Origin of the sequence: Nocardioides sp. Soil777 (genome assembly GCF_001428425.1) — a bacterium.
In the GTDB taxonomy this organism is placed as follows: Bacteria; Actinomycetota; Actinomycetes; order Propionibacteriales; family Nocardioidaceae; genus Nocardioides; species Nocardioides terrigena.
This window is the reverse complement of the sequence record NZ_LMSN01000015.1, coordinates 433438-452153: the sequence shown is the minus strand read 5'-3', so window position 1 is coordinate 452153 and position 18716 is coordinate 433438. Positions and strand designations below refer to the sequence as shown.

Here is an 18716-nt window from a genome sequence, read left to right as displayed (position 1 = left end):
TCAGTGGACTCCCACGGACAGCTGGGCGGTCAGCTTCTGGAGCGCGTACTCGGTGACGCGCAGCAGAGCGCTCTTGGCCGACTCGCGGTCCCGCGCGTCGATCGCGATGATCGGCACCTCGGGGGGCAGTGCCAAGGCGTTCGCGATCTCGTCGAGCGAGTACTGCTGGACGCCCTCGAACTGGTTGACCGCCACGATGAACGGCAGCCCCTTGTGCTCGAAGTAGTCCAGCGGCGAGAACGACTCGTCCAGGCGGGCGGTGTCGACCAGGACGATCGCCCCGATCGCGCCCAGGCACAGGTCGTCCCACATGAACCAGAAGCGGCGCTGGCCCGGCGTTCCGAAGAGGTAGAGGACGATGTCCTCGGCAAGGGTGAGACGTCCGAAGTCCATGGCCACGGTGGTGGTCGACTTGGCGGGCACCGCGGCGAGATCGTCGACACCCTCCGACTCGTTGGTGACGAGGGCCTCGGTACGCAGCGGCTGGATCTCGGAGACCGAGCCGACCAGCGTCGTCTTGCCCACGCCGAAACCACCGGCGATCACGATCTTCGTCGACGCCGCCTTGCGCTGGGCGCTAGTAGGTGCGAAGTCCACGGAGGGTCCTTTCGATGAGCTCAATACGCTCGTCACGAGACGAGTCGTTGGTGATGGTGGCCTGCACACGGATGTGTCCGTGCTCGACCAGGTCGCTGAGAAGAACCCGGACCACGCCGATCGGCATGTGGACCAGGGCGGCTACCTCGGCGACTGAACGGGTGTCGCAGACCTCAAGAACCTTCAGCGCGGCTGCGCTCAGGCCACCGGTGCCGTCCCCCTGCGTACGGAGGGTGGCTTCCATCGGCAGGTCGACCGAGGACTCGGTGCGACCTGCCGTGATGGTGTACGGCCGGACGAAACGAGGCTTGGGAGTCGCCTCGTCGTCCATGCCGCTGGGGTCAAGGGGTGCCACGGCCACTCACGTCATCCGGTGGTGACGCGGGCCTCGGCCTGCACCATCCGGCCGACGCGCTCGACCAGCAGGGCCATCTCGTAGCCGACCTGACCGATGTCGGCGGCCTCCTCGGTGAGGACCGTGAGGTTGGAGCCGTCGCCGACGCTCATGAGCATCAGGTAGCCGTGCTCCATCTCGACGACGGTCTGCAGCACCGCACCACCGTCGAAGAGGCGGGCGGCACCGACGGCCAGGCTGGCGAGACCGGAGGAGACGGCCGCGACCTGCTCGGCGCGCTCGTCCGGGATGCTCTCGCTCATGGCCATGAGGAGACCGTCGGCGGACACGAGGATCGCGTGTGCGGCGTCGGTGACTTCCTCGACAAAGCGCGACACGAGCCAGTCGAGGTTGCGCTCGTCGGGCTGCGCGTAGGCAGCAGAGTCGTATTCGGTCATGGGGACTACTTCCGTTCCTGCTAGTGGGTGCGGTCGTCGGTGGAGCTGGTTGACGTCTTGCGGCCCCGGGAGACGCCGGCCGCGTAGGCGGCGTAGCGGTTCCGGATGGCCTCGGGGTCACGCGGCGCGACGGTGGTCGGCTTGGTGATTCCACCGGGCACGAGGAGCGTGCCCGGACGACGGATCGGGAGGCCACCGCCGGCGGCGGGGGCGTCCTTGGCGGACTCGGCGACGTCCTCGGCGCGCTGCCAGCCGGCCTCGACCTCGGTCGACTGCCAGCCGGAGCCACCGTCGGAGGTGAGCCAGCTCGAGCGGAGCGACCCGAAGATCGAGCCGCTGTCCTCGGCGTCGTGCTCGACCTGGACGTCACCGTCGAGGGCCGTGCGCGAGCCGTTGCTTGCGGCCGCCGGGACGACGCGCTCCGCACGCAGCGGCTCCTGCGGGCCACCGCCGGACGCCTCGTAGCTGGCGCGGCGGGTGGCCGACGCCGGGCGGAAGCGGGTGAGGGACGACGCGCGTCCCACCTGCGGCCGGGCCGGCTCGGGTGCCGTGCGGGCCACCGGCGCCTCGGCGGGTGCCGGGGTGCCGGCGAGCTCGCGACGCTCGGTGAGCGACGTGACCTCCGCGGGACGGGTGCCGAGGCCACCGTCGCGGAAGGGGCGGTTGGCGTCGTCCTGGTCGGAGAGGGTGCCGCCACGCCGGCGGGTGGGCAGCGTGTCCAGCCCACCGCCCTGCGCGGCCAGGCCGCCGGAGACACCGGCGAGCGTCGCCGGGGCCGTCGGGGCGACGGGCGCCTCGATCGTGGAGTCCCGGAAGGGGCTGGTGGCCTCCTCCTGGTCGGAGAGCGTGCCACCGCGCCGGCGGGTCGGGAGGCCGGTGAGGCCACCCAGAGCGGAGCCCAGACCCGAGCCCAGGCCGCTGCCCTCGCCGTCGACCAGGGCGGCCGGGCTGTCGGGCGTCTCGACCTCGGGGGCCTCGGCTGCGGGAGCCTCGACCTCGGGCGTCTCGACCGCCGCGGGGGCGGTCTGCTCGGGGGCGGCCTGCTCGGAGACTGTCGGCTCCGGAGCGGACCCGCGGAACGGCTGGGTCGCGGCCTGCTGGTCGGAGAGGGTCCCGCCGCGCTGACGCGTGGGAAGTCCACCGGCCAGGCCGCCGGCGATTCCACCGGTCAGGCCACCCGTCAGGGCGGCCGGAGCAACCGTAGCGGCCGGGGCCTCGGAGACCTCGGGGGCCTCCGGGGAGTCCGTGGCCTCAGGGGCCGCGGGGGCCGCGGGAGCCGCGTCGCGGAACGGGCTGGTCGCCGCCTCCTGGTCCGACAGCGTGCCTCCACGCTGACGGGTCGGGAGACCACCGGCCAGTCCACCTGCCAGGCCACCCGCCAGGGCGGCCGGAGCAACCGGAGCAGTCGGGGCCTCGGAGACCTCGGGGGCCTCCGGGGAAGCAGTCGCCTCGGCGGCCGCGGGAGCGACCGGGGCAGCGTCACGGAACGGGCTGGTCGCCGCCTCCTGGTCCGACAGCGTGCCTCCACGCTGACGGGTGGGGAGGCCACCGAGTCCGCCGAGTCCAGCCAGCCCGCTGCGGCCGGCAGACGCAGCCGGGGCCTCGGGTGCCTCGTCGGCCTGCTCGTCGGTCGGCTCCTCGGGGAGCGGGTCGGTCAGCGGGTCGGAGAGCGGGTCGACGCTCCGGGGCCTGACGGGCGCCACGGTCGCGACGGACGGGAGCTCGGGGGCCTCGGCGACCGGCTCCTCGGCGACATCGGCCTCGGCCGTCTCGACCTCGGACGTCTCGGGCTCGGTCGTCTCGACCGCGACCGGCGCGTCGTCGTACGACGTCTCAGCAGCGGTGTCCTCGGCGGTTTCGGAGCTGGTGTCAGAGGTGGTGTCCTCGACCGCGACGTCGTCCGTGGCGGTGTCGGTCGTGGCCTCGTCGGCCGACGACCCCTCGTGGAGCGAGGTGACGGATGCGAGCTCGTCGGGCGTCTCGGCATTCTCGTCGGCGGTGACGTCGCTGAAGGCGGACCCGGCGGCCGGCACGGCCGGCGCCAGGGCGGCGGGGGCGTCGGCGGACGGACCGTCACCCAGCACCGTGCGGCGCGAGCGGAGCGGCATGGCGCCACGCTCGGGCTTGGGAGCGGCGGTGTTGCGGGCCGAGGGCGTGTCGGACGGGACGTCCGCACCGGTGGCCAGGCCACGCTGGGCCAGCGTGCTGCCGGGCTGCCGCGACGGCAGGCCGGTGCTCGCGTCGCCGGACGGGTAGCCGGTGACGGCCTCGCGGTCGCCCATCGACGAGCCGGGCTGGCGGGTCGGGAGACCGATGACGGTGGCCGTCGCGGCGGGCGCGGCGTCGTCCTCGGCCGGCTCGTCCTGGTCAGAGGCCCCGGACGTCTCGTCGGTCACGACCTCGGGCACGAAGGGTGCCTGCTCGGTCTCGACCGTCTCCTCGAGGACCTGCTCGGCGGGTGCGTCCGGCATCGCCGGGGCACCGTCGGGCAGGACCGTCTCGGGCACGAACACGGTGGCGGTGATGCCGGACGCCGGGTTGGTGGCGAGCGAGACCTGGATGCCGTGGCGCTGCGCGAGGCGGCTGACCACGAACAGGCCCATCCGGCGAGCGGTGTCGGGGGTGACGTCGGCACCCGACTCGAGAGTCTCGTTGATCTGGCGCAGCGACTCCTCGGGGATGCCGAGGCCGGAGTCGCTGACGTCGATCGTCAGGCCGCCGGGGGCGGGCGCCGTGGACAGCGTGACGTGCGTCGACGGCGAGGAGTAGGACAGCGCGTTGTCGACGAGCTCGGTCAGCAGGTGGATGAGGTCACCGGCGGCGGCCTCCTCGATCCGGCTGTCGAGGGTCGAGCTGATGCGCACGCGCTGGTAGTCCTGCACACCCGCGGTCGCGGCCTGGGTGGCCTCGGTGACGGTGAGGCTCTCCCAGCCGGCGGACCGGGTGGGGGCGTCGGCGAGGATCAGCAGCGAGTCGGCGGTACGACGCATGCGCGACGCGAGGTGGTCGAGGCGGAAGAGGCTCTCCAGTCGCTTGGGGTCCTCCTCGTCCTTCTCCAGCGCCTCGATGAGGTTGAGCTGCTGGTTGATGAGCGTGGTGTTGCGGCGCGAGAGCGTCACGAACATCTCGCCGACCTGCGTACGCAGCTGGGCCTCACCGGAGGCCAGGGTCACGGCCTGGCGGTGGAGGTCGTCCACGGCGCGGGCCAGCTGGCCGATCTCCTCGTGCGTGTCGACGTCGATCGGCACGAACTCGGCCGGCTCCTTGCCGGAGCGGATCCGCTCGACCGCGTCGGGCAGGTCCTCGTTGGCGACCTGCAGCGCGCCCTCACGGACCCGACGGATCGGGCCCAGGAGCGAGCGGGAGATCACCAGGGCCAGCGCGATGGCGGCGAGCAGGGCGAAGAGCGTGATGGCGGCGTCGAAGAGGGCACGCTCACGGGCGTTGGTCGCCGTGGCGGCGAGGCCCTGGTCGACCTGGAGGAGCAGGGACTCGGCCAGCTTGTCGTACTCGTCGTACGCGTCGGAGCCGCCGAGCACGGTGCTGGTGCCGGTGCGGACCGAGCGGGTCCGGGCACCGTTGTTGGTGCGCAGCGTGCGGACCGCGGCCTCGGCGTCGTCGATGGCGCCGGCGAGACGGTCGATGGCGGCGCTCTCGGCGCCGAGCTCGGAGAACAGGGCCTGCGAGACGCTGCGGCTGCGGTCGACGTCGGAGCCGAGGGCCTGCTGCATCGCGAGGGAGAAGCGGCCACCGAGCGTCTGGGCGAGGAGCTCGAGGCGGGGCTCGGGGGTGTCCTGCGCGCTGGTGATGGTGGTGATCAGCTTGGTGACACCCGACTGCAGCTGGCGCAGCTGGGCGATCCAGGTGTCGGGGCTCAGCGACCCGGTGTTGTCGTCACGGATCGAGCGGCTCAGGTCGAGCAGGCTGGCGACCTGGAGGCGCTGCTCGTAGGTCAGGTCGGCGGTCTCGGCGGTGTCCGTCAGCTCGTCGGCGGCCGCCTTGATGTCCTCGACCGCGTCGTCGAGCTCGGTCTGGCTGGCGCCGGTCGACGACTGGGCGGCGACCATGGCGCGCTCGGCAGACGTCAGGTAGTCCACGGCCGGACGCAGGATGGTGACCTGCGTGGCGCTGGACGAGGCGTTCGACGACTCCTCGAGGTCGGACTGCACGCGCAGTCCCCCGAGCGTCGCGGCGAGCAGCAACGGGATGGCCAGCGCGAGCGCGACCTTGCGACTCAGTGGCCAGCCGGAAATGGCGAGCGCCGAGGCTCGTCCTTCGTCGGACGGGCGCTGGTTGCTCATCGTGCCCCCTACTCGAGGTGTCAGCCGCCCTCGTGGCGACCGGCCCCACAACAGGGGGCGAGGACGAAGATAGGCAGTGACCGGGGCGCTTGTTCGGGTTTCACCAATACTGGGGCAGACAAGTTGAGAAATGCCCGAGTGTCCGCTTCCGCTGGGACGAGAAGTGGGGTAACGACCCCGTCGTCAGGAGGTCCGGCCGGCGGCCGTGAGCTCCCAGATCCCGGGCCGGGACTTGGCCATCAGGCCCTGCTGGATCAGCTGCTGGCGGGCCCGCCGCGCGGCGTACCGCCAGCGCAGCTCGCCCTCGGGCGTGAGCTGCCGGTCGCCCTCGAGGAGCTGATCCCCGATGCGCGACTCGACGGCCTCGAGCACGTCGTCGGCCGGGAGCTCGCCACCGGCCTCGTCGAGCACGGCCACGATCACCGGCGCGATGGCCTCGGGCTGGGTCCACCGGCGCGGGGCACGGCGGACGGGGGCTGCGGGGCTCGCGGCCGCGGACGCACGCGGGGTGCTCGCCTTGCGGACCGTCGCCCGGGTGGGCGCGGGCCGCGCCTCCGGCGGGGGCGCGGGGGGCATCCCGTGGATGCAGTGGGCCTTGGGCAGGTCACACAGGTCGCAGTACTCGTCAGCCATCAGGGACGAGGGTAACGGGCCGTCGCCGCAGACCGTCGCCACGGGCGACGCTCAGGCGCGCTCGACCTCGCTGGCCAGCTTGAGGACGACGGTCCCGTCCTCCTGCTCGATGACGTACGCCGGGTCGTCGGCGCTGCCGTTGCGGGTGACCTGCTGGCCCTTGGTCGTGCGGGTGACCTTGTCGCGGTGCACCTCGGTGACCGTGCCCTCGGCCTCGGAGGTGCCCCAGCTCCACGTCACGACCGTGCCGGTGCGGATGCTCATGTCACCAGCATGCCACCGGGGTTCACGCCCCGAGGCCGTCGAGGTACGCCGCGAAGCCGTGCGGGGCGCGGGCCTCGCGACGCCCGGACGTCACCGCCGCCACCCCGCCGGCGGCGATCCACGACACCCCCGAGGCGCGCAACGCCCGGACCAGCTCGACGTCCTCGTGGACGGGCAGGTGCGGGAACCCGCCGACCCGGCGGTAGGCCGCCAGCGTGAACCCGAGGTTGGCCCCGTGGACGTGCTCGTGCCCGTCACCCAGCACGTGCCGCTCGCGCCACAGCGCGTGCTCGTGGTCGGTGAGGTCCCGCGGGTCAGGCAGCACCGTGCCGACGACGAGGGCGTGGCCGTCGGCCGCGAGGGCGACCTGCGCCGTCAGCCAGTGCGGCGGCACGACGGTGTCGGCGTCGGTGCTGGCGACCCACGTGCGGGACGGATCGACGCCCCGCGCCCACTCGGCGGCAGCCTCGACCCCCGCGGCGCGGGCGGCCCCGACCCGGCCTGCCGCCACCGGCACCGCGGTGACGCCGCGCCGGCCGGCGACGATGTCGGCGGTGCCGTCGACACAGGAGTCGAGGACCACGAAGACGCGGCAGGCGATCGTCGGACGGGCATCGGTGAGTGACTGCACCGCGAACGCCAGGGAGTCGAGGCAGGCGGGCAGCAGCCGCTCCTCGTCACGGGCCGGGACGACGACGGCCAGCGCCGCCACCGAGGTCACGAGGCCCTGCCGAGCACATGGAGGACGAAGTCGGGGTCGTGGTGCTCGGCCAGCAACTGCGCGCCGTTCACGAGAAAGGCATCGTGGACCGCGGGGCCGTCGAGCGGCCAGCCGACCAGGTCGTGGCGCCAGTGGCACAGCAGCAGGTGGCCCTCGGGGGCCAGCGACTCCCACGCCCTCGACACCAGCTCGCCCAGCGCTCGCGGGGAGAGGAAGTAGCCGACCTCCGACACCGACACCAGGTCGAAGCGGCCCTCCGGCCACTGCGCCGGCACCTCGGCGCGGCGTACGACGACGTGGTCAGCGCCGGCCAGCCGGGTGCGGGCGGCCTCCACCGCGGCCTCGCTGGAGTCGAGGGCCAGCAGGTCGTCGCAGCGCGCCGCGAGGTCGACGGCCAGCGCGCCGACCGAGCAGCCGACCTCCAGGACGTGCCCGTAGCGCTCGCGCGGCAGGCTGGCCAGGGTGATCGCGCGCTTGCGCCGCTCGTACCACCCGTCCACGTCCCACGGGTCGTCCCGGTCGCGGTGCACCCGGTCCAGCGCGTCGTCCCCGGCGGGTGCCGCCGACTCGAGGACGAGCTCCACGTCGCGGTCGAAGTGCGCGAGCAGTGACGGCCCGAGCAGCACCTCGTCGCCGGGCTGGTCGGAGAGCGGGGCGACCTGGCTGGCGTGCGCGGCGACGGCCGCCCGCTTGGCCTCCCGTGCTCCTGCGTCGAGCCGCACCCCGCGGGCGTCGGGCCACGGCACGTCCTGCGCGGCGCCCCAGTGCCACATCCAGACGGGGTACTCCACCAGTCGTGCGTCCGTACGCCGCGCGGCGACGGCGGCGGCCCGGCCCACGGCCTCGTGGTCGGGGTGGCCGTCGTGGCGCCAGGGCGCGGCCAGCAGGGTGCGCTCCCCCGCGTCGCCGACGGCGTCGACGATCGCGGCGACCAGCGCCTCCTCGAGGTCGGCCAGCCCGCCGTCGGGGTGCCCGAGGCACACCACCTCGGCACGAGGGGCGAGCAGCGCGGCCGCCTGCTCCAGCTCGCCGCGGCGGCGGGTCGCGAGCGCACCCGGGTCGTGGGTCGGGGAGACGGGGTGGGACCCCTCGCCGGCCGTCGCCGAGACCACGAGCACGTCCCAGCCGACGCGCCCCGCGAGGTGCACCAGGCCCCCGGCGCCGAGCGTCTCGTCGTCGGGGTGGGCACCGACGACCACCAGCCGGCCGAGGCCCGCCGTGTCGAGGTCCGCCAGGTCGAGGTCGGGCATCGCGTGGTCGGCCAGGGCGCGCGACCACGCCGCGGCCGGGGTCCCCTCCTCGTCGTGCCGGAAGTGGGGTCCGGTCGCCGGACCGGTCGCAGGGCCGGTCGCCGGGCCGGTCGCCGGGCCGGTCGCAGCGACGGGGGCGGATGCGGGGTCGGTCACCATGCCGGGTCCGGGCCGTCGAGCAGCAGGCCGCCGAGGGCGGCCTGGTCGCGCTCGGCGTGCCACTGCCGCACGTAGAGCTCGAGGTCGACCACCCGGCGTACGTGCTCCTCCTCGGTGGCCAGCGGCCCCGGACCGAGCCCGTGGGCGGCCCGGGTGAGGACCTCCTCGGCCGCGGTGGCCACGACCTGCCGGACGCGCAGCGCGGCCCGGGCCCCCTCGACCCCGAGCAGTCGCCCGGCGTCGATGGCCGCGGCCGCGTCGGCGAGCGCACAGCGCGCCGCGTACAGCGCGGCGTCGACGGCACCGAGGTGCATGAGGGCGACCTGGTCGGGCGTCCGGCCACCGGTCGCACCCGACACCATCCGGCGCGCGACGCCGACCGCCCCGCCGTACCAGACGGCGGCCACGCCGATCCCGCCCCAGGCGAAGCCGGGCCGCTCGAGGTACCACCCGGCCTCCCCCACCGCGCCGGCCGGCACGGCGTCGAGGTCGACCGGACCGGAGTCGACGTCCGGCAGCCCGCGGGCGACCCAGGTGCCGGGCACGGGGCTCACCCCGGGCGCGCGCAGGTCCACCTCGAAGAGGCGTCGCTCCTCGCCGGCCCACGCGCTGATGAGCGCGCGGTCGACGTGCGCGGCCAGCGAGCACCAGTGCTTGCGGCCGGTCAGCGTCCACGACGCCCCGTCGGAGTGCGCCTGCAGCGGCGTGCCGGGCCCCTCGGCGGCGTACACGCCCCAGGCACCGGGGGCGACCGGGAGCCCGGCCTGGCCGAGGATCGCAAGGGCGTCGAGGTGCGGCTCCAGCACCCGCGCCACGGTGAGGTCGGCGGCGCCGAGGGTGGCGAGGGCCGACCAGACGTGCGCCGTCGACCCGGAGCCGGGCTGCGGCAGCGACGCCCCGGCCTCGGCGGCGAGGGCGATGGCAGCGGGCACGTCGGCGGCCGCGTCCCGCGCGCGTCCGGCGAGCGTCGCCAGCTCGTCGCGCTGGGCGGCGGTCGGCTCGGTCAGCAGGACCGGGCGGGCCGGCTGCTCGGGACGGCGTGGCTCGGCGGCCATGGAGCTCCTCGGGTGGGCGGACGCGCGGGGATACGTCCTGCCCTCGACGCTAGTGATCGTGTCGAGCGTCGGGACCATCCCGACGGGTGCCTGCGGTGTGACCTGTCGTGCACGAGGACGCTGTGGCTTCGCGGGCGTGACAGCATGGCGACGCCGGTCCGAGGGAGCAGCCGGCGCGACGTGAGAGGGAGGCGCGATGCGCATCGAGGCCAGCGGTCCGCGCCCCGCGGACGACGCCTGGGAGCAGTACACCCGCACCTCAGCGTGGCCGGAGTGGGCGCCCCAGATCCGCGGCGTCCGTGGCGTCACCGGGCGCATCGCCCCCGGCGACCGCGGCGTGGTGCACGGCCCGTTCCCCCTGCGCGTGCCTTTCACCATCGTCTCCGTCGACCCGACCGCCCGCCGGTGGACGTGGAAGGTCGGCGTCGGCCCGCTGTCGGTCGTCCTCGACCACGGCATCGACCGGCCCGTCGCCTTCGAGGGCTGCACCGCCTGGGCAGACGTCCACGCGCCCGCGTTGCTCGTCCGCGCCTACGCCCCGCTGGCCCGGCTGGCCCTGCGCCGGCTGGTGTCGGCATGACGGAGTCCGCGCCGGAGGCGGTGTCCGGCGCTGCGCCCGAGCGCAACGTCCTCGGCGGCGCCCTCGAGCCCTGCGGCACCGACCCGATGACCGGCTTCCACCGCGACGGCTCGTGCGTCGTCGGTCCCCGCGACGCGGGGCTGCACGCGGTGTGCGCGGTGATGACCGAGGAGTTCCTCGCCCACCAGAAGGCCGTGGGCAACGACCTCAGCACCCCGCGTCCCGAGTGGGGCTTCCCCGGCCTCGTACCCGGCGACCGCTGGTGCGTCGTCGCCGCGCGCTGGCTCCAGGCGTACGCCGCGGGCGTGCCCGCCCCGGTCGTCCTCGCGTCCACCTCGGAGCGCGCCCTCGAGGTCGTCGAGATCGAGATCCTGCGCGAGCACTCGGTCGACGTGCCTCCCGATCTGAGCGCCTGGGGCTGACCACCTCTTTGCCCGACCGTGTCCGGTTGAGTGGACGATCGTGCCGGGTTTTCCGTAGTCCTCTTTACCGTCGCGCCTGACCCGCTAGATTGACTCGCGTCCCACTGGCGTCGTACTGAAGGCAAGCGCATGTTCTCGGAGGATCGCCGTCAGGCCGTGCGTGACGCACCCCCCGGCGGGGTCGAGCGTCGACGTCGCTCCGATCGGGCCGACCTCCCTGCGGGCGTCGAGCGACGCCGGCAACGCGCGGTCGACAGCCTGGGCCTCAGCGCCCCGGTGCGTCAGCAGCGCGACGACCGGTTCGACCGCATCACCCGGCTCGCCGCCCGGGTGTTCGACGCCTCCTGGTCGTCGATCACCGTGCTCGACGGTGACCAGGCCTGGTTCCCCAGCGCGCAGGGCTTCGACATCCCTTTGATGCCCCGGCAGGACACCTTCTGCTCACGCACCACCCACAACGCCCGCCTGACGGTCGTCCCCGACGCGTCCCTCGACCCCGACTTCGCCGGCCTGCCGGCCGTGGTCAACGACGGGATCCGCTTCTACGCCGGCGTCCCGCTCACCGACCAGCTGGGCAACGTCGTCGGAGTCTTCTGCGTCTACGACCACGCCCCGCGGACCATGCCGGGCACGGACCTCGAGACCCTCGAGGACCTCGCCGCGTGGGCCCAGTCGGAGCTCGTCGGGTCCAGCGAGATGCTCCGCGCCGGCACGGTGCAGAAGGCCATGCTCCCGGCCGCCCCGATCCACCGCGACGACTGGCACGTCGACGGCATCTGCCTGCCCGCCCTCGCGGTCGGCGGGGACCTGTTCGACTTCGCGGTGACCAACGGCGTGGTGCACATCGGCCTCGGTGACGTGATGGGCAAGGGCACCGGAGCCGCGCTCGTCGGCGCCGGGGTGCGCGCCGCCGTGCGCAGCACCCACCCGGAGGTCGTCGGGGGCGCCGACCTCGGCAGCACGACGTACCGCGTCGCCCGCACCCTGCAGGAGGACCTGAACCGCGGCGAGTCCTTCGTGACGCTCTTCCAGTGCGCCATCGACGTCGCCGACGGGACGCTGCGGTACGTCGACGCCGGCGCCGGGCTGTGCGTCGTGGTCCGGACCGACGGCTCCGTCGAGCGGCTGCAGAGCAGCGACCGGCCGATCGGGATCCTGCCCGAGGACACCTGGACCGAGCACCGCGACCACCTCGCACCGGGCGACCGGATGCTCATCTTCAGCGACGGGCTGCTCGACCTCCTCGCGGACCAGGTCGAGTGGTGGCACGAGGTCGGTCGCCTGGTGGCAGCGCACGAGGAGCCGTCCGGCCTGCTGCTCGCCGTGCGCGAGCTGGCCACCGAGCAGGTCAGCCTCGACGACGTCACCGCCGTGGCGGTGTACCGCCGGTCCGAGGGCGACCGGTGAGCGACGCGCGTCGCTTCGTCGTCCGCATCGTCGCGCTCCTCACGGCGATCCTGGGCGTCAACTACGTCGCGTGGCGGTGGCTCTTCTCCGTCAACTGGGACGCCTGGTGGATCGCGGTCCCCCTCGTCCTCGCCGAGACCTACAGCCTCATCGACTCGTTGCTGTTCGGCATGACCGTGTGGAAGCTCAAGGGTCGCGGCGAGCCCCCCGTGCCGGAGCCGGACCTGACCGTCGACGTCTTCATCGCGACGTACAACGAGCCGCTCGAACTCGTCCTCGACACCGCTCGCGCCGCCCAGCGGATCACCTACCCGCACCGGACGTGGATCCTCGACGACGGCAACCGCGCCGAGCTGCGCGCTCGCGCCGAGGCGGAGGGGATCGGCTGGATCACCCGCTCGGCCGACTGGACCGACATGCCGCGGCACGCCAAGGCGGGCAACCTCAACAACGCCCTGCTGGCGACCGAGGGCGAGTTCCTCCTGATCCTCGACGCCGACATGGTCCCCAAGCCCGAGATCCTCGACCGCACCCTCGGCTACTTCCGCGACGAGCGGATGGGGCTCGTCCAGACGCCGCAGTACTTCGTCAACGTCCCCGACCACGACCCGCTCGGCAGCCAGGCCCCGCTGTTCTACGGCCCCATCCAGGAGGGCAAGGACGGCTGGAACGCCGCCTTCTTCTGCGGATCCAACGCCGTCATCCGGCGCGAGGCGCTCATGCAGCTCGGCGTCTCGCGGTACGCCGGGGAGGTCGAGGTCGGCGTGCACCGCGCGCTGCGCACGGCCCGCTCCGTCATCGGCCAGGCGCGCAAGGACCTGGCTCCCGACCAGGTCGAGGTGCGTCAGGCGCTCGACGAGATCGACTACGACATCGCCCGGGCCCGTCGTGACCTCGACCGGGGCGAGGCGCTCTTCGACGTGACCTACCGCTTCCAGAAGCGGGTGGCCGCGACCCGCCGCGAGCTGGTCGGCGCCGACCTGCGCTCCCTGAACGAGGACCTGGCCATCATCGCCGGCCTCGACCGGCTGGCCGACGACCCCGACCTCAGCCTGGCCACGATCGACGAGTCGGCGCTGCTCCAGCTCGCGGACCGCGAGTGGTCGCCCCTCGGGGCCGTCGAGACCGTCGAGGCCCTGGTCCGCTCGATCGACGTCGATCTGGGCGGCGAGGCCCAGCCGGTGATGCCGATGGCGACCATCTCGGTGACCGAGGACATGGCGACCTGCATGCGGCTGCACGGCCTCGGTTGGCGCTCGGCGTACCACGACGAGATCCTCGCCGAGGGGCTCGCGCCCGAGGACCTCCAGACCATGCTCACCCAGCGGCTGCGCTGGGCACAGGGCACGGTCCAGGTGATGTTCCGCGAGAACCCGCTCGTCCAGAAGGGGCTCACGCTGGCCCAGCGGCTCATGTACTTCGCGACCATGTGGACCTACCTCTCCGGCTTCGCCGCGCTCGTCTACATCGCCGCCCCGATCGCCTACCTCACTCTCGGCGTGCTGCCGGTGCAGGCGCTCAGCACCGACTTCTTCGTGCGGCTGGTGCCCTTCCTGCTGGTCAACCAGCTGCTGTTCTTCGTGGTCGCCGACGGGAGACCGACGTGGCGGGGCCAGCAGTACTCCCTGGCCCTCTTCCCCGTCTGGATCCGGTCCTTCACCTCGGCCTTCGGCAACGTCTTCCTCGGCCGCTCGCTGGACTTCGCGGTCACGCCCAAGGAGAAGCGCGAGGACACCGGACTGCGCTGGGACCTGGTCAAGCCGCAGCTGGTCGCGATGGGGCTGCTGGTCCTCGCTCTCGTCATCGGCGGGGTGCGCCTCGCGCTCGGCGAGGCCAGCCCGTTCGGCACGATCTTCAACATGGTGTGGGTCGTCTTCGACCTGGTGGTCTTCTCGGTGATCATCCAGGCCGTGCGCTACCGCGGCTTCGAGCCCGCCGCCTCCACCGGGACCACCTCCACCGGGACCACCTCCACCGGGACCACGACCGACGGGGCCGCGGTGGCCCGCCCGTCCGACGAAGGAGCAGCATGATCGAGTTCGACGTCCGCACCACCGACGACGGGATCGGCGTCGTCGTCCCCCGGGGCCGGCTCAACATGGTCGCGGCCCGCCAGCTGCGCGAGACCCTGACCGGCCTCGTCGAGGGTGGCACCTCCCGGATCGTGGTGGACCTCGCGGAGACCACCTTCCTCGACTCGTCCGCGCTCGGCGCGCTGGTCGCCGGGCTCAAGACCGCCCGGCAGGCGGGCGGGGACCTGCGCATCGCGCGTCCCACCGAGTCGGTGCTGACGGTCTTCAAGCTGACCAACATGGACAAGGTGCTGCGTCCGCGCGACGACGTCGAAGGCGCGTTCCATGGATGAGGCCCGCGAGGCGGTCGAGTCCTTCGAGGCTCCCGTCGAGCCGGAGAGCCTGGACCTCGTCCAGGACCGGCTGGAGACGTTCTGGGCCCACGACGAGTCCGTCTCGGCCGCCGACCGGATCCGCTTCGAGATGGCGCTCGTGGAGATCGTCGGCAACATCGTCGAGCACGCCTTCGAGCTCGACGCCGACGCCCGCGGCCGGCTGCTCACGGTGGCGCTGACGATGGGTCCCGACCGGATCGAGGCGGTGCTCTCCGACAACGGGCTGCCCGCCGCCATCGACCTCGGGGCGGTGACGATGCCCGACGAGGACGCCACGTCCGGGCGCGGGCTCGCGCTGGCGGTCGCCGCGGTCGACGAGGTCGGCTACGAGCGGGTCGAGGGTCGCAACCACTGGAGGCTCATGTGCCACCGGAACGCCGACTGACGGGGGTCGGTCGGCGCGCGCTCGCTGCCCTGCTGGGCACGGTGGTGCTGGGTGGTGCCGTGGTGACGGGTTCGCCCGCGCCTTCGAACGCCGAGGACACCGCCCCCTCCCCTGCCCCGGGTCGGCCGTGGTTCGGCCCCGGGCTGGACTGGGAGGAGGACCTGCCCGACGCGTACGCCGAGCGGCTCGGGGAGACCCCGTCGCTCTACGCCCAGCGGGTCCGCTACCCGCTGACACAGGACGACCGGGGCTACCTGGCCGGGTTCGCCGAGCAGGCCGCGACCCAGGGTGCCGTCGCCGTGCTCACCCTCGAGCCCCAGGTCTCCCTCACGTCCCTGACCCCCCGGGACGCCGAGGTGCTGGCCGAGGAGCTGGCCGACCTGCACCACCACTTCGACACCCACTTCCTGGTCCGCTTCGCGCCCGAGATGAACGGCTCCTGGGTCATCTGGGGCCAGCAGCCCGACCGCTACGTCGCCGCCTTCCGCACGGTCGCCGACGCGGTGCACGGCGCGGCGGACTCGGGCGCGGGCTCGGGCTCGGGCACGACGGGAACGGGACGGGCGGGGCACGCCGAGATGGTGTGGGCCCCGGCCTACGGTGCCGGCTACCCGTTCGGTCGCTCGTACGGCGCGGTCGACGCCGCCGGCCAGCGGATCGGCCAGGTCCTCGACACCGACGGCAACGGGACCGTCGACGACGGCGACGACCCGTACGCCCCCTACTTCCCCGGCGACCGCTACGTCGACTGGGTCGGGCTGTCGCTCTACCACTACGGCGACCGCCAGGACTTCGGCAACAACGCGGCGCCCGCCGCCGGTGAGTTCGAGGCGCGCCTCGACGACCGGTTCGGGTACGGCGTCCAGCAGCAGCGCCGGTCCTTCCACGACCGGTACGCGACACGAACGCGCCCGATGCTGGTCGAGACGTCGGCGCTCTTCAACACGGCGTACGACCGCGGCGACTCGGAGCGCCGGCTCAAGCAGGCGTGGTGGCGCCAGGTCCTGGCCGGTGCCGCCGACCACCCGGCCATCGGGGCGATCAGCTGGCTGGAGCTCGCCAGGCCCGAGGCAGAGATCGATGACGAGGTGGCGGACTGGCGAGCCACCCACACGCCCGGCCTGGCCCGAGCGCTGCGCGCGGATCTCGATGCCTCCGACGTCGCGCTCGGACCCGTGACCCGGGTCGTCGACCCGGGCGCGGGGTCCACCGACGGACCCTCCTCCGCCGCGGCCGGAGCCGATGACTCTGCCTCCGACGAGGACCCGGCCGGGGCCTCGGCGGGCTGGGTCCCGGTCGGACTCGCGCTGCTCGCGGTCGGCTACCTGGGCTACCGGCTCATCATCCGGCGGCGCTCCTCGTCCGAGGCCTGACGCCGCCCGGCCCAGCAGTCTGCGCAGGTGCGCAGCTCCGGGGGCCGCGCTCGCAACCTTCCCTGCGCACCCGCGCGGGAATGGGGACCCGGGTCGCGCTCGTCCCTGCGCACGTGCGCAGGCAAAAGGACCGATCCGCCCGTCGTAGCTGCGCACGTGCGCAGTCAAAGTGCGCAGTCCTCCCCTCAGAGCTGCGCACCCGCGCAGGTGACCGACCCGCCGCGGTCTCCAGAGCTGCGCACCCGCGCAAGCACCAGCACCCGCCCCCTTCTCGGGGTCAGGCCGCTGGCAACCCGCGCACGTACGCCACCTGCCCGAGGTGCTGGAGACAGTCGCCCTGGATGCTCACCAGTCGCACTCCGACGGTGACCGGCGGGTCCCAGTGCCGGTCGACGACCCGGTCCAGCTCGTCCTCGTCGACCCGGACGAGGTAGGCGTTCGTCGCTGCGGCGACGTCGCGGTGGTAGTCGATGAGGAGCGCCGGGTCCGCGATGCGCACCGCGTCGACCTGCGCGCTCGTGTGCCCGTAGCCGATGTCGTCGAGGCCCTGGCTCATCCCGAGGCGCGACTGCCACCGCTCCCAGGCCTGCGGCTCGCCGGACAGCCCGGCCACCTGGTGGTCCTGACCCCGCGCCACGTGCCACAGCAGCCAGCCGACCGAGTTGCCCGTGCCGCCCGGACGGTGGTGCAGGGTCTGGTCGTCGAGCCCGTCGGCGAGGTCGGCGTACAGCTCGGAGATGCGGCCGAAGCCGTCGGTCAGGAGTGCGCGGGCGTCCATGCTCCCGACCGTACGCCGCGCCCGACCGCCGCGGAACAGCCGCGGAACCGCCACCCAGCCCGGCACCAGGCCGACACCGAGCCGACACCAGGCCGGCACCGGGACCAACGGCGACCCCTCCCGTGACCGAGGTCCCTGCCACGGGCCCCGACGCAGCAGCACGATGGGGACGAGGGCACAGCGCGTGCCCCGAGGGAGGGACACGTCATGGCCTCGTCGCAGAGCGCGGTGAGCCGGCCCGGCAGTCCCGTCCGGTCCGTGACCCGCGCCCAGGTCATGCTCGGCGCGAGCTACGTCGTCGCGATCTGCATCCTGGCCGCCTCGGCGTACGGCCTGCTCGCCGACGAGCCCTACCGCGACCTGCCCGAGGCCACCGTCTTCGCCGCCCAGGGGCAGGACGTCGTCAGCCTCCTGGTCGCCGGGGGCCTGGTCTTCCTCGCGCTCCCGGCCCGGTTGACGCCCACGCGCCTCCTGGCCTGGCTGGGACTGCTCGCCTACGTCGTCTACAGCTACGCGATCTACCTCATCGGTGTCCCGATGAACCAGGTCTTCCTCGTCTACGTCGTCCTCGAGTCGGTCGCCGGGGCCGCCCTCCTCGCCGGGCTGTGGCGCCTGGCCTCGATGTGCTGGCCGACCACCGCCTCGACCCGCCTGAGCCGCGGGACGGGCTGGATGCTGATCGTCGTCGCCGTCCTCTTCGCCGGGTTGTGGCTGTCGACGCTGCTGCCGTACGCGTTCGGTGGGAGCCCGCCGGAGCCCGAGGGCGTCGGTGGCGCGCCGTACCCCGTCTTCGTCCTCGACCTCGTCGTCGTGCTCCCCGCCATCGCCGCCGTCGGCGTGATGCTGCTGCGCGGCCACCGGCTCGGGCCGCCGCTGGCCGTGGTCGCGCTCATCAAGATCGTCACGCTGTTCGTCGCGCTGTGGGCCGGGCCGGCGTACGCCCTGGCCACCGACGGCCCCGTCGACCTCGGACCGGACGCCGGTCCCACCCTGCTGCTGCTCGTCGTGAGCAGCTGGCTCGTCACCCGCTGGTGGCGCGCCCTCACGAAGGAGTCCTCATGAACACCCTGGTCGTCTACGAGTCGATGTGGGGCAACACCCGGGTGGTGGCGGAGGCCGTCGCCGAGCGCCTCGGCGAGCAGGTGACGCTGGTCGACGTGGCCGACGCACCCGAGCGGTTGCCCGCCGACCTCGACCTCCTCGTCGTGGGCGGGCCGACGCACGCCTTCTCCATGAGTCGCGCCTCCACCCGGCGCGACGCCGTCGGCAAGGGCGCCGACTCCCACGACGTCGAGCGCGGGATCCGGGAGTGGCTGGGCGACGTCGTGGCGTCCGACCCCGTCGACATCGCCACCTTCGACACCCGCGTCGGTTCGGTCAAGCACCTACCGGGCTCGGCGGCCAAGGCCGCCGGCAGAGACGTACGCCGCCACCACCTCGGGCGCCTGGTCGCGACGGCCAGCTTCTTCGTCGACGACATGGCCGGACCGCTGTCCGACGGCGAGCTCGACCGGGCCCGTGCGTGGGGCGCGTCCCTGGCCGAGTCGACGGCCGCGCACGACTGACCGCGGGCTCCCCGCGGGTGTGGCGGG

At 73.7% G+C, this 18716-nt stretch carries 19 protein-coding genes; 9 read left to right on the top strand and 10 right to left on the bottom strand.

From position 1 onward, the window contains the following. From ASG88_RS12865 to ASG88_RS12825, 9 genes are all read right to left on the bottom strand, one after another. A complete protein-coding gene (locus ASG88_RS12865; RefSeq protein WP_407669323.1) occupies positions 1–546 on the bottom strand; it encodes a GTP-binding protein in 546 nt (181 codons plus the stop codon). A 31-nt stretch (positions 547–577) separates the two neighbouring features. Further along, on the bottom strand, positions 578–928 hold the full coding sequence (locus ASG88_RS12860) for a DUF742 domain-containing protein (protein ID WP_056887796.1): 351 nt from the start codon (positions 926–928) through the stop codon (positions 578–580). 35 nt (positions 929–963) lie between these two features. Beyond that, positions 964–1389: a roadblock/LC7 domain-containing protein gene (locus ASG88_RS12855; protein ID WP_056887795.1), complete on the bottom strand. Its 426-nt coding sequence runs from the start codon at positions 1387–1389 to the stop codon at positions 964–966. A 20-nt stretch (positions 1390–1409) separates the two neighbouring features. Next, positions 1410–5690: an ATP-binding protein gene (locus ASG88_RS24065; RefSeq protein WP_056887794.1), complete on the bottom strand. Its 4281-nt coding sequence runs from the start codon at positions 5688–5690 to the stop codon at positions 1410–1412. A 183-nt stretch (positions 5691–5873) separates the two neighbouring features. Continuing rightward, positions 5874–6323 carry a winged helix-turn-helix domain-containing protein gene (locus ASG88_RS12845; RefSeq protein WP_235534834.1) on the bottom strand — a complete coding sequence of 150 codons (450 nt, stop codon included), beginning with the start codon at positions 6321–6323 and terminating at the stop codon, positions 5874–5876. 51 nt (positions 6324–6374) lie between these two features. Next, positions 6375–6587 carry a DUF2945 domain-containing protein gene (locus ASG88_RS12840; protein WP_056887793.1) on the bottom strand — a complete coding sequence of 71 codons (213 nt, stop codon included), beginning with the start codon at positions 6585–6587 and terminating at the stop codon, positions 6375–6377. Between the two features lie 22 nt (positions 6588–6609). Beyond that, positions 6610–7308, bottom strand: coding sequence for a glycosyltransferase (locus ASG88_RS12835; protein ID WP_200956428.1), 699 nt, complete (start codon positions 7306–7308; stop codon positions 6610–6612). After that, positions 7305–8717, bottom strand: a complete 1413-nt coding sequence (locus tag ASG88_RS12830) for a bifunctional PIG-L family deacetylase/class I SAM-dependent methyltransferase (RefSeq protein WP_056887792.1) — start codon at positions 8715–8717, stop codon at positions 7305–7307. Before ASG88_RS12830 ends, ASG88_RS12835 begins: the two co-directional genes overlap by 4 nt. Beyond that, positions 8711–9772 (bottom strand): acyl-CoA dehydrogenase, encoded by a 1062-nt coding sequence (locus ASG88_RS12825; protein ID WP_056887791.1) that lies wholly within the window; start codon positions 9770–9772, stop codon positions 8711–8713. Before ASG88_RS12825 ends, ASG88_RS12830 begins: the two co-directional genes overlap by 7 nt. A 196-nt stretch (positions 9773–9968) precedes the next feature. Between ASG88_RS12825 and ASG88_RS12820 the strand changes: the two genes are divergently transcribed. The 7 genes from ASG88_RS12820 to ASG88_RS12790 all read left to right on the top strand — a co-directional run bounded on the left by ASG88_RS12820 (position 9969) and on the right by ASG88_RS12790 (position 16346). Beyond that, entirely contained in the window at positions 9969–10352 is a 384-nt protein-coding gene (locus ASG88_RS12820) for an SRPBCC family protein (RefSeq protein ID WP_056887790.1), read from the top strand. Continuing rightward, positions 10349–10774 (top strand): DUF2237 family protein, encoded by a 426-nt coding sequence (locus tag ASG88_RS12815; protein ID WP_056887789.1) that lies wholly within the window; start codon positions 10349–10351, stop codon positions 10772–10774. The genes ASG88_RS12820 and ASG88_RS12815 overlap by 4 nt, the downstream gene beginning before the upstream one ends. A gap of 156 nt (positions 10775–10930) precedes the next feature. After that, positions 10931–12181: a PP2C family protein-serine/threonine phosphatase gene (locus ASG88_RS12810; RefSeq protein ID WP_162259844.1), complete on the top strand. Its 1251-nt coding sequence runs from the start codon at positions 10931–10933 to the stop codon at positions 12179–12181. Beyond that, the gene (locus ASG88_RS12805; protein ID WP_056887787.1) at positions 12178–14214 is read left to right on the top strand and encodes a glycosyltransferase family 2 protein; all 2037 of its coding nucleotides are present in this window, start codon (positions 12178–12180) and stop codon (positions 14212–14214) included. Before ASG88_RS12810 ends, ASG88_RS12805 begins: the two co-directional genes overlap by 4 nt. Further along, positions 14211–14546, top strand: coding sequence for an STAS domain-containing protein (locus ASG88_RS12800; protein WP_056887786.1), 336 nt, complete (start codon positions 14211–14213; stop codon positions 14544–14546). The genes ASG88_RS12805 and ASG88_RS12800 overlap by 4 nt, the downstream gene beginning before the upstream one ends. Continuing rightward, positions 14539–14973 (top strand): ATP-binding protein, encoded by a 435-nt coding sequence (locus ASG88_RS12795; RefSeq protein WP_056887785.1) that lies wholly within the window; start codon positions 14539–14541, stop codon positions 14971–14973. Before ASG88_RS12800 ends, ASG88_RS12795 begins: the two co-directional genes overlap by 8 nt. Further along, positions 14952–16346 carry a hypothetical protein gene (locus ASG88_RS12790; RefSeq protein ID WP_056887784.1) on the top strand — a complete coding sequence of 465 codons (1395 nt, stop codon included), beginning with the start codon at positions 14952–14954 and terminating at the stop codon, positions 16344–16346. The genes ASG88_RS12795 and ASG88_RS12790 overlap by 22 nt, the downstream gene beginning before the upstream one ends. A gap of 277 nt (positions 16347–16623) precedes the next feature. Here the strand turns inward: ASG88_RS12790 and ASG88_RS12785 are convergent, their stop codons facing one another. Further along, positions 16624–17124: a mycothiol transferase gene (locus tag ASG88_RS12785; RefSeq protein WP_056887875.1), complete on the bottom strand. Its 501-nt coding sequence runs from the start codon at positions 17122–17124 to the stop codon at positions 16624–16626. 207 nt (positions 17125–17331) lie between these two features. Here ASG88_RS12785 and ASG88_RS12780 point away from each other — a divergent pair, with 207 nt between their 5' ends. Together ASG88_RS12780 and ASG88_RS12775 are read left to right on the top strand one after the other, a co-directional pair. Continuing rightward, entirely contained in the window at positions 17332–18186 is an 855-nt protein-coding gene (locus ASG88_RS12780) for a hypothetical protein (RefSeq protein WP_056887783.1), read from the top strand. Continuing rightward, positions 18183–18689 (top strand): flavodoxin family protein, encoded by a 507-nt coding sequence (locus tag ASG88_RS12775; RefSeq protein WP_056887782.1) that lies wholly within the window; start codon positions 18183–18185, stop codon positions 18687–18689. The genes ASG88_RS12780 and ASG88_RS12775 overlap by 4 nt, the downstream gene beginning before the upstream one ends. Positions 18690–18716: the final 27 nt, after the last annotated feature.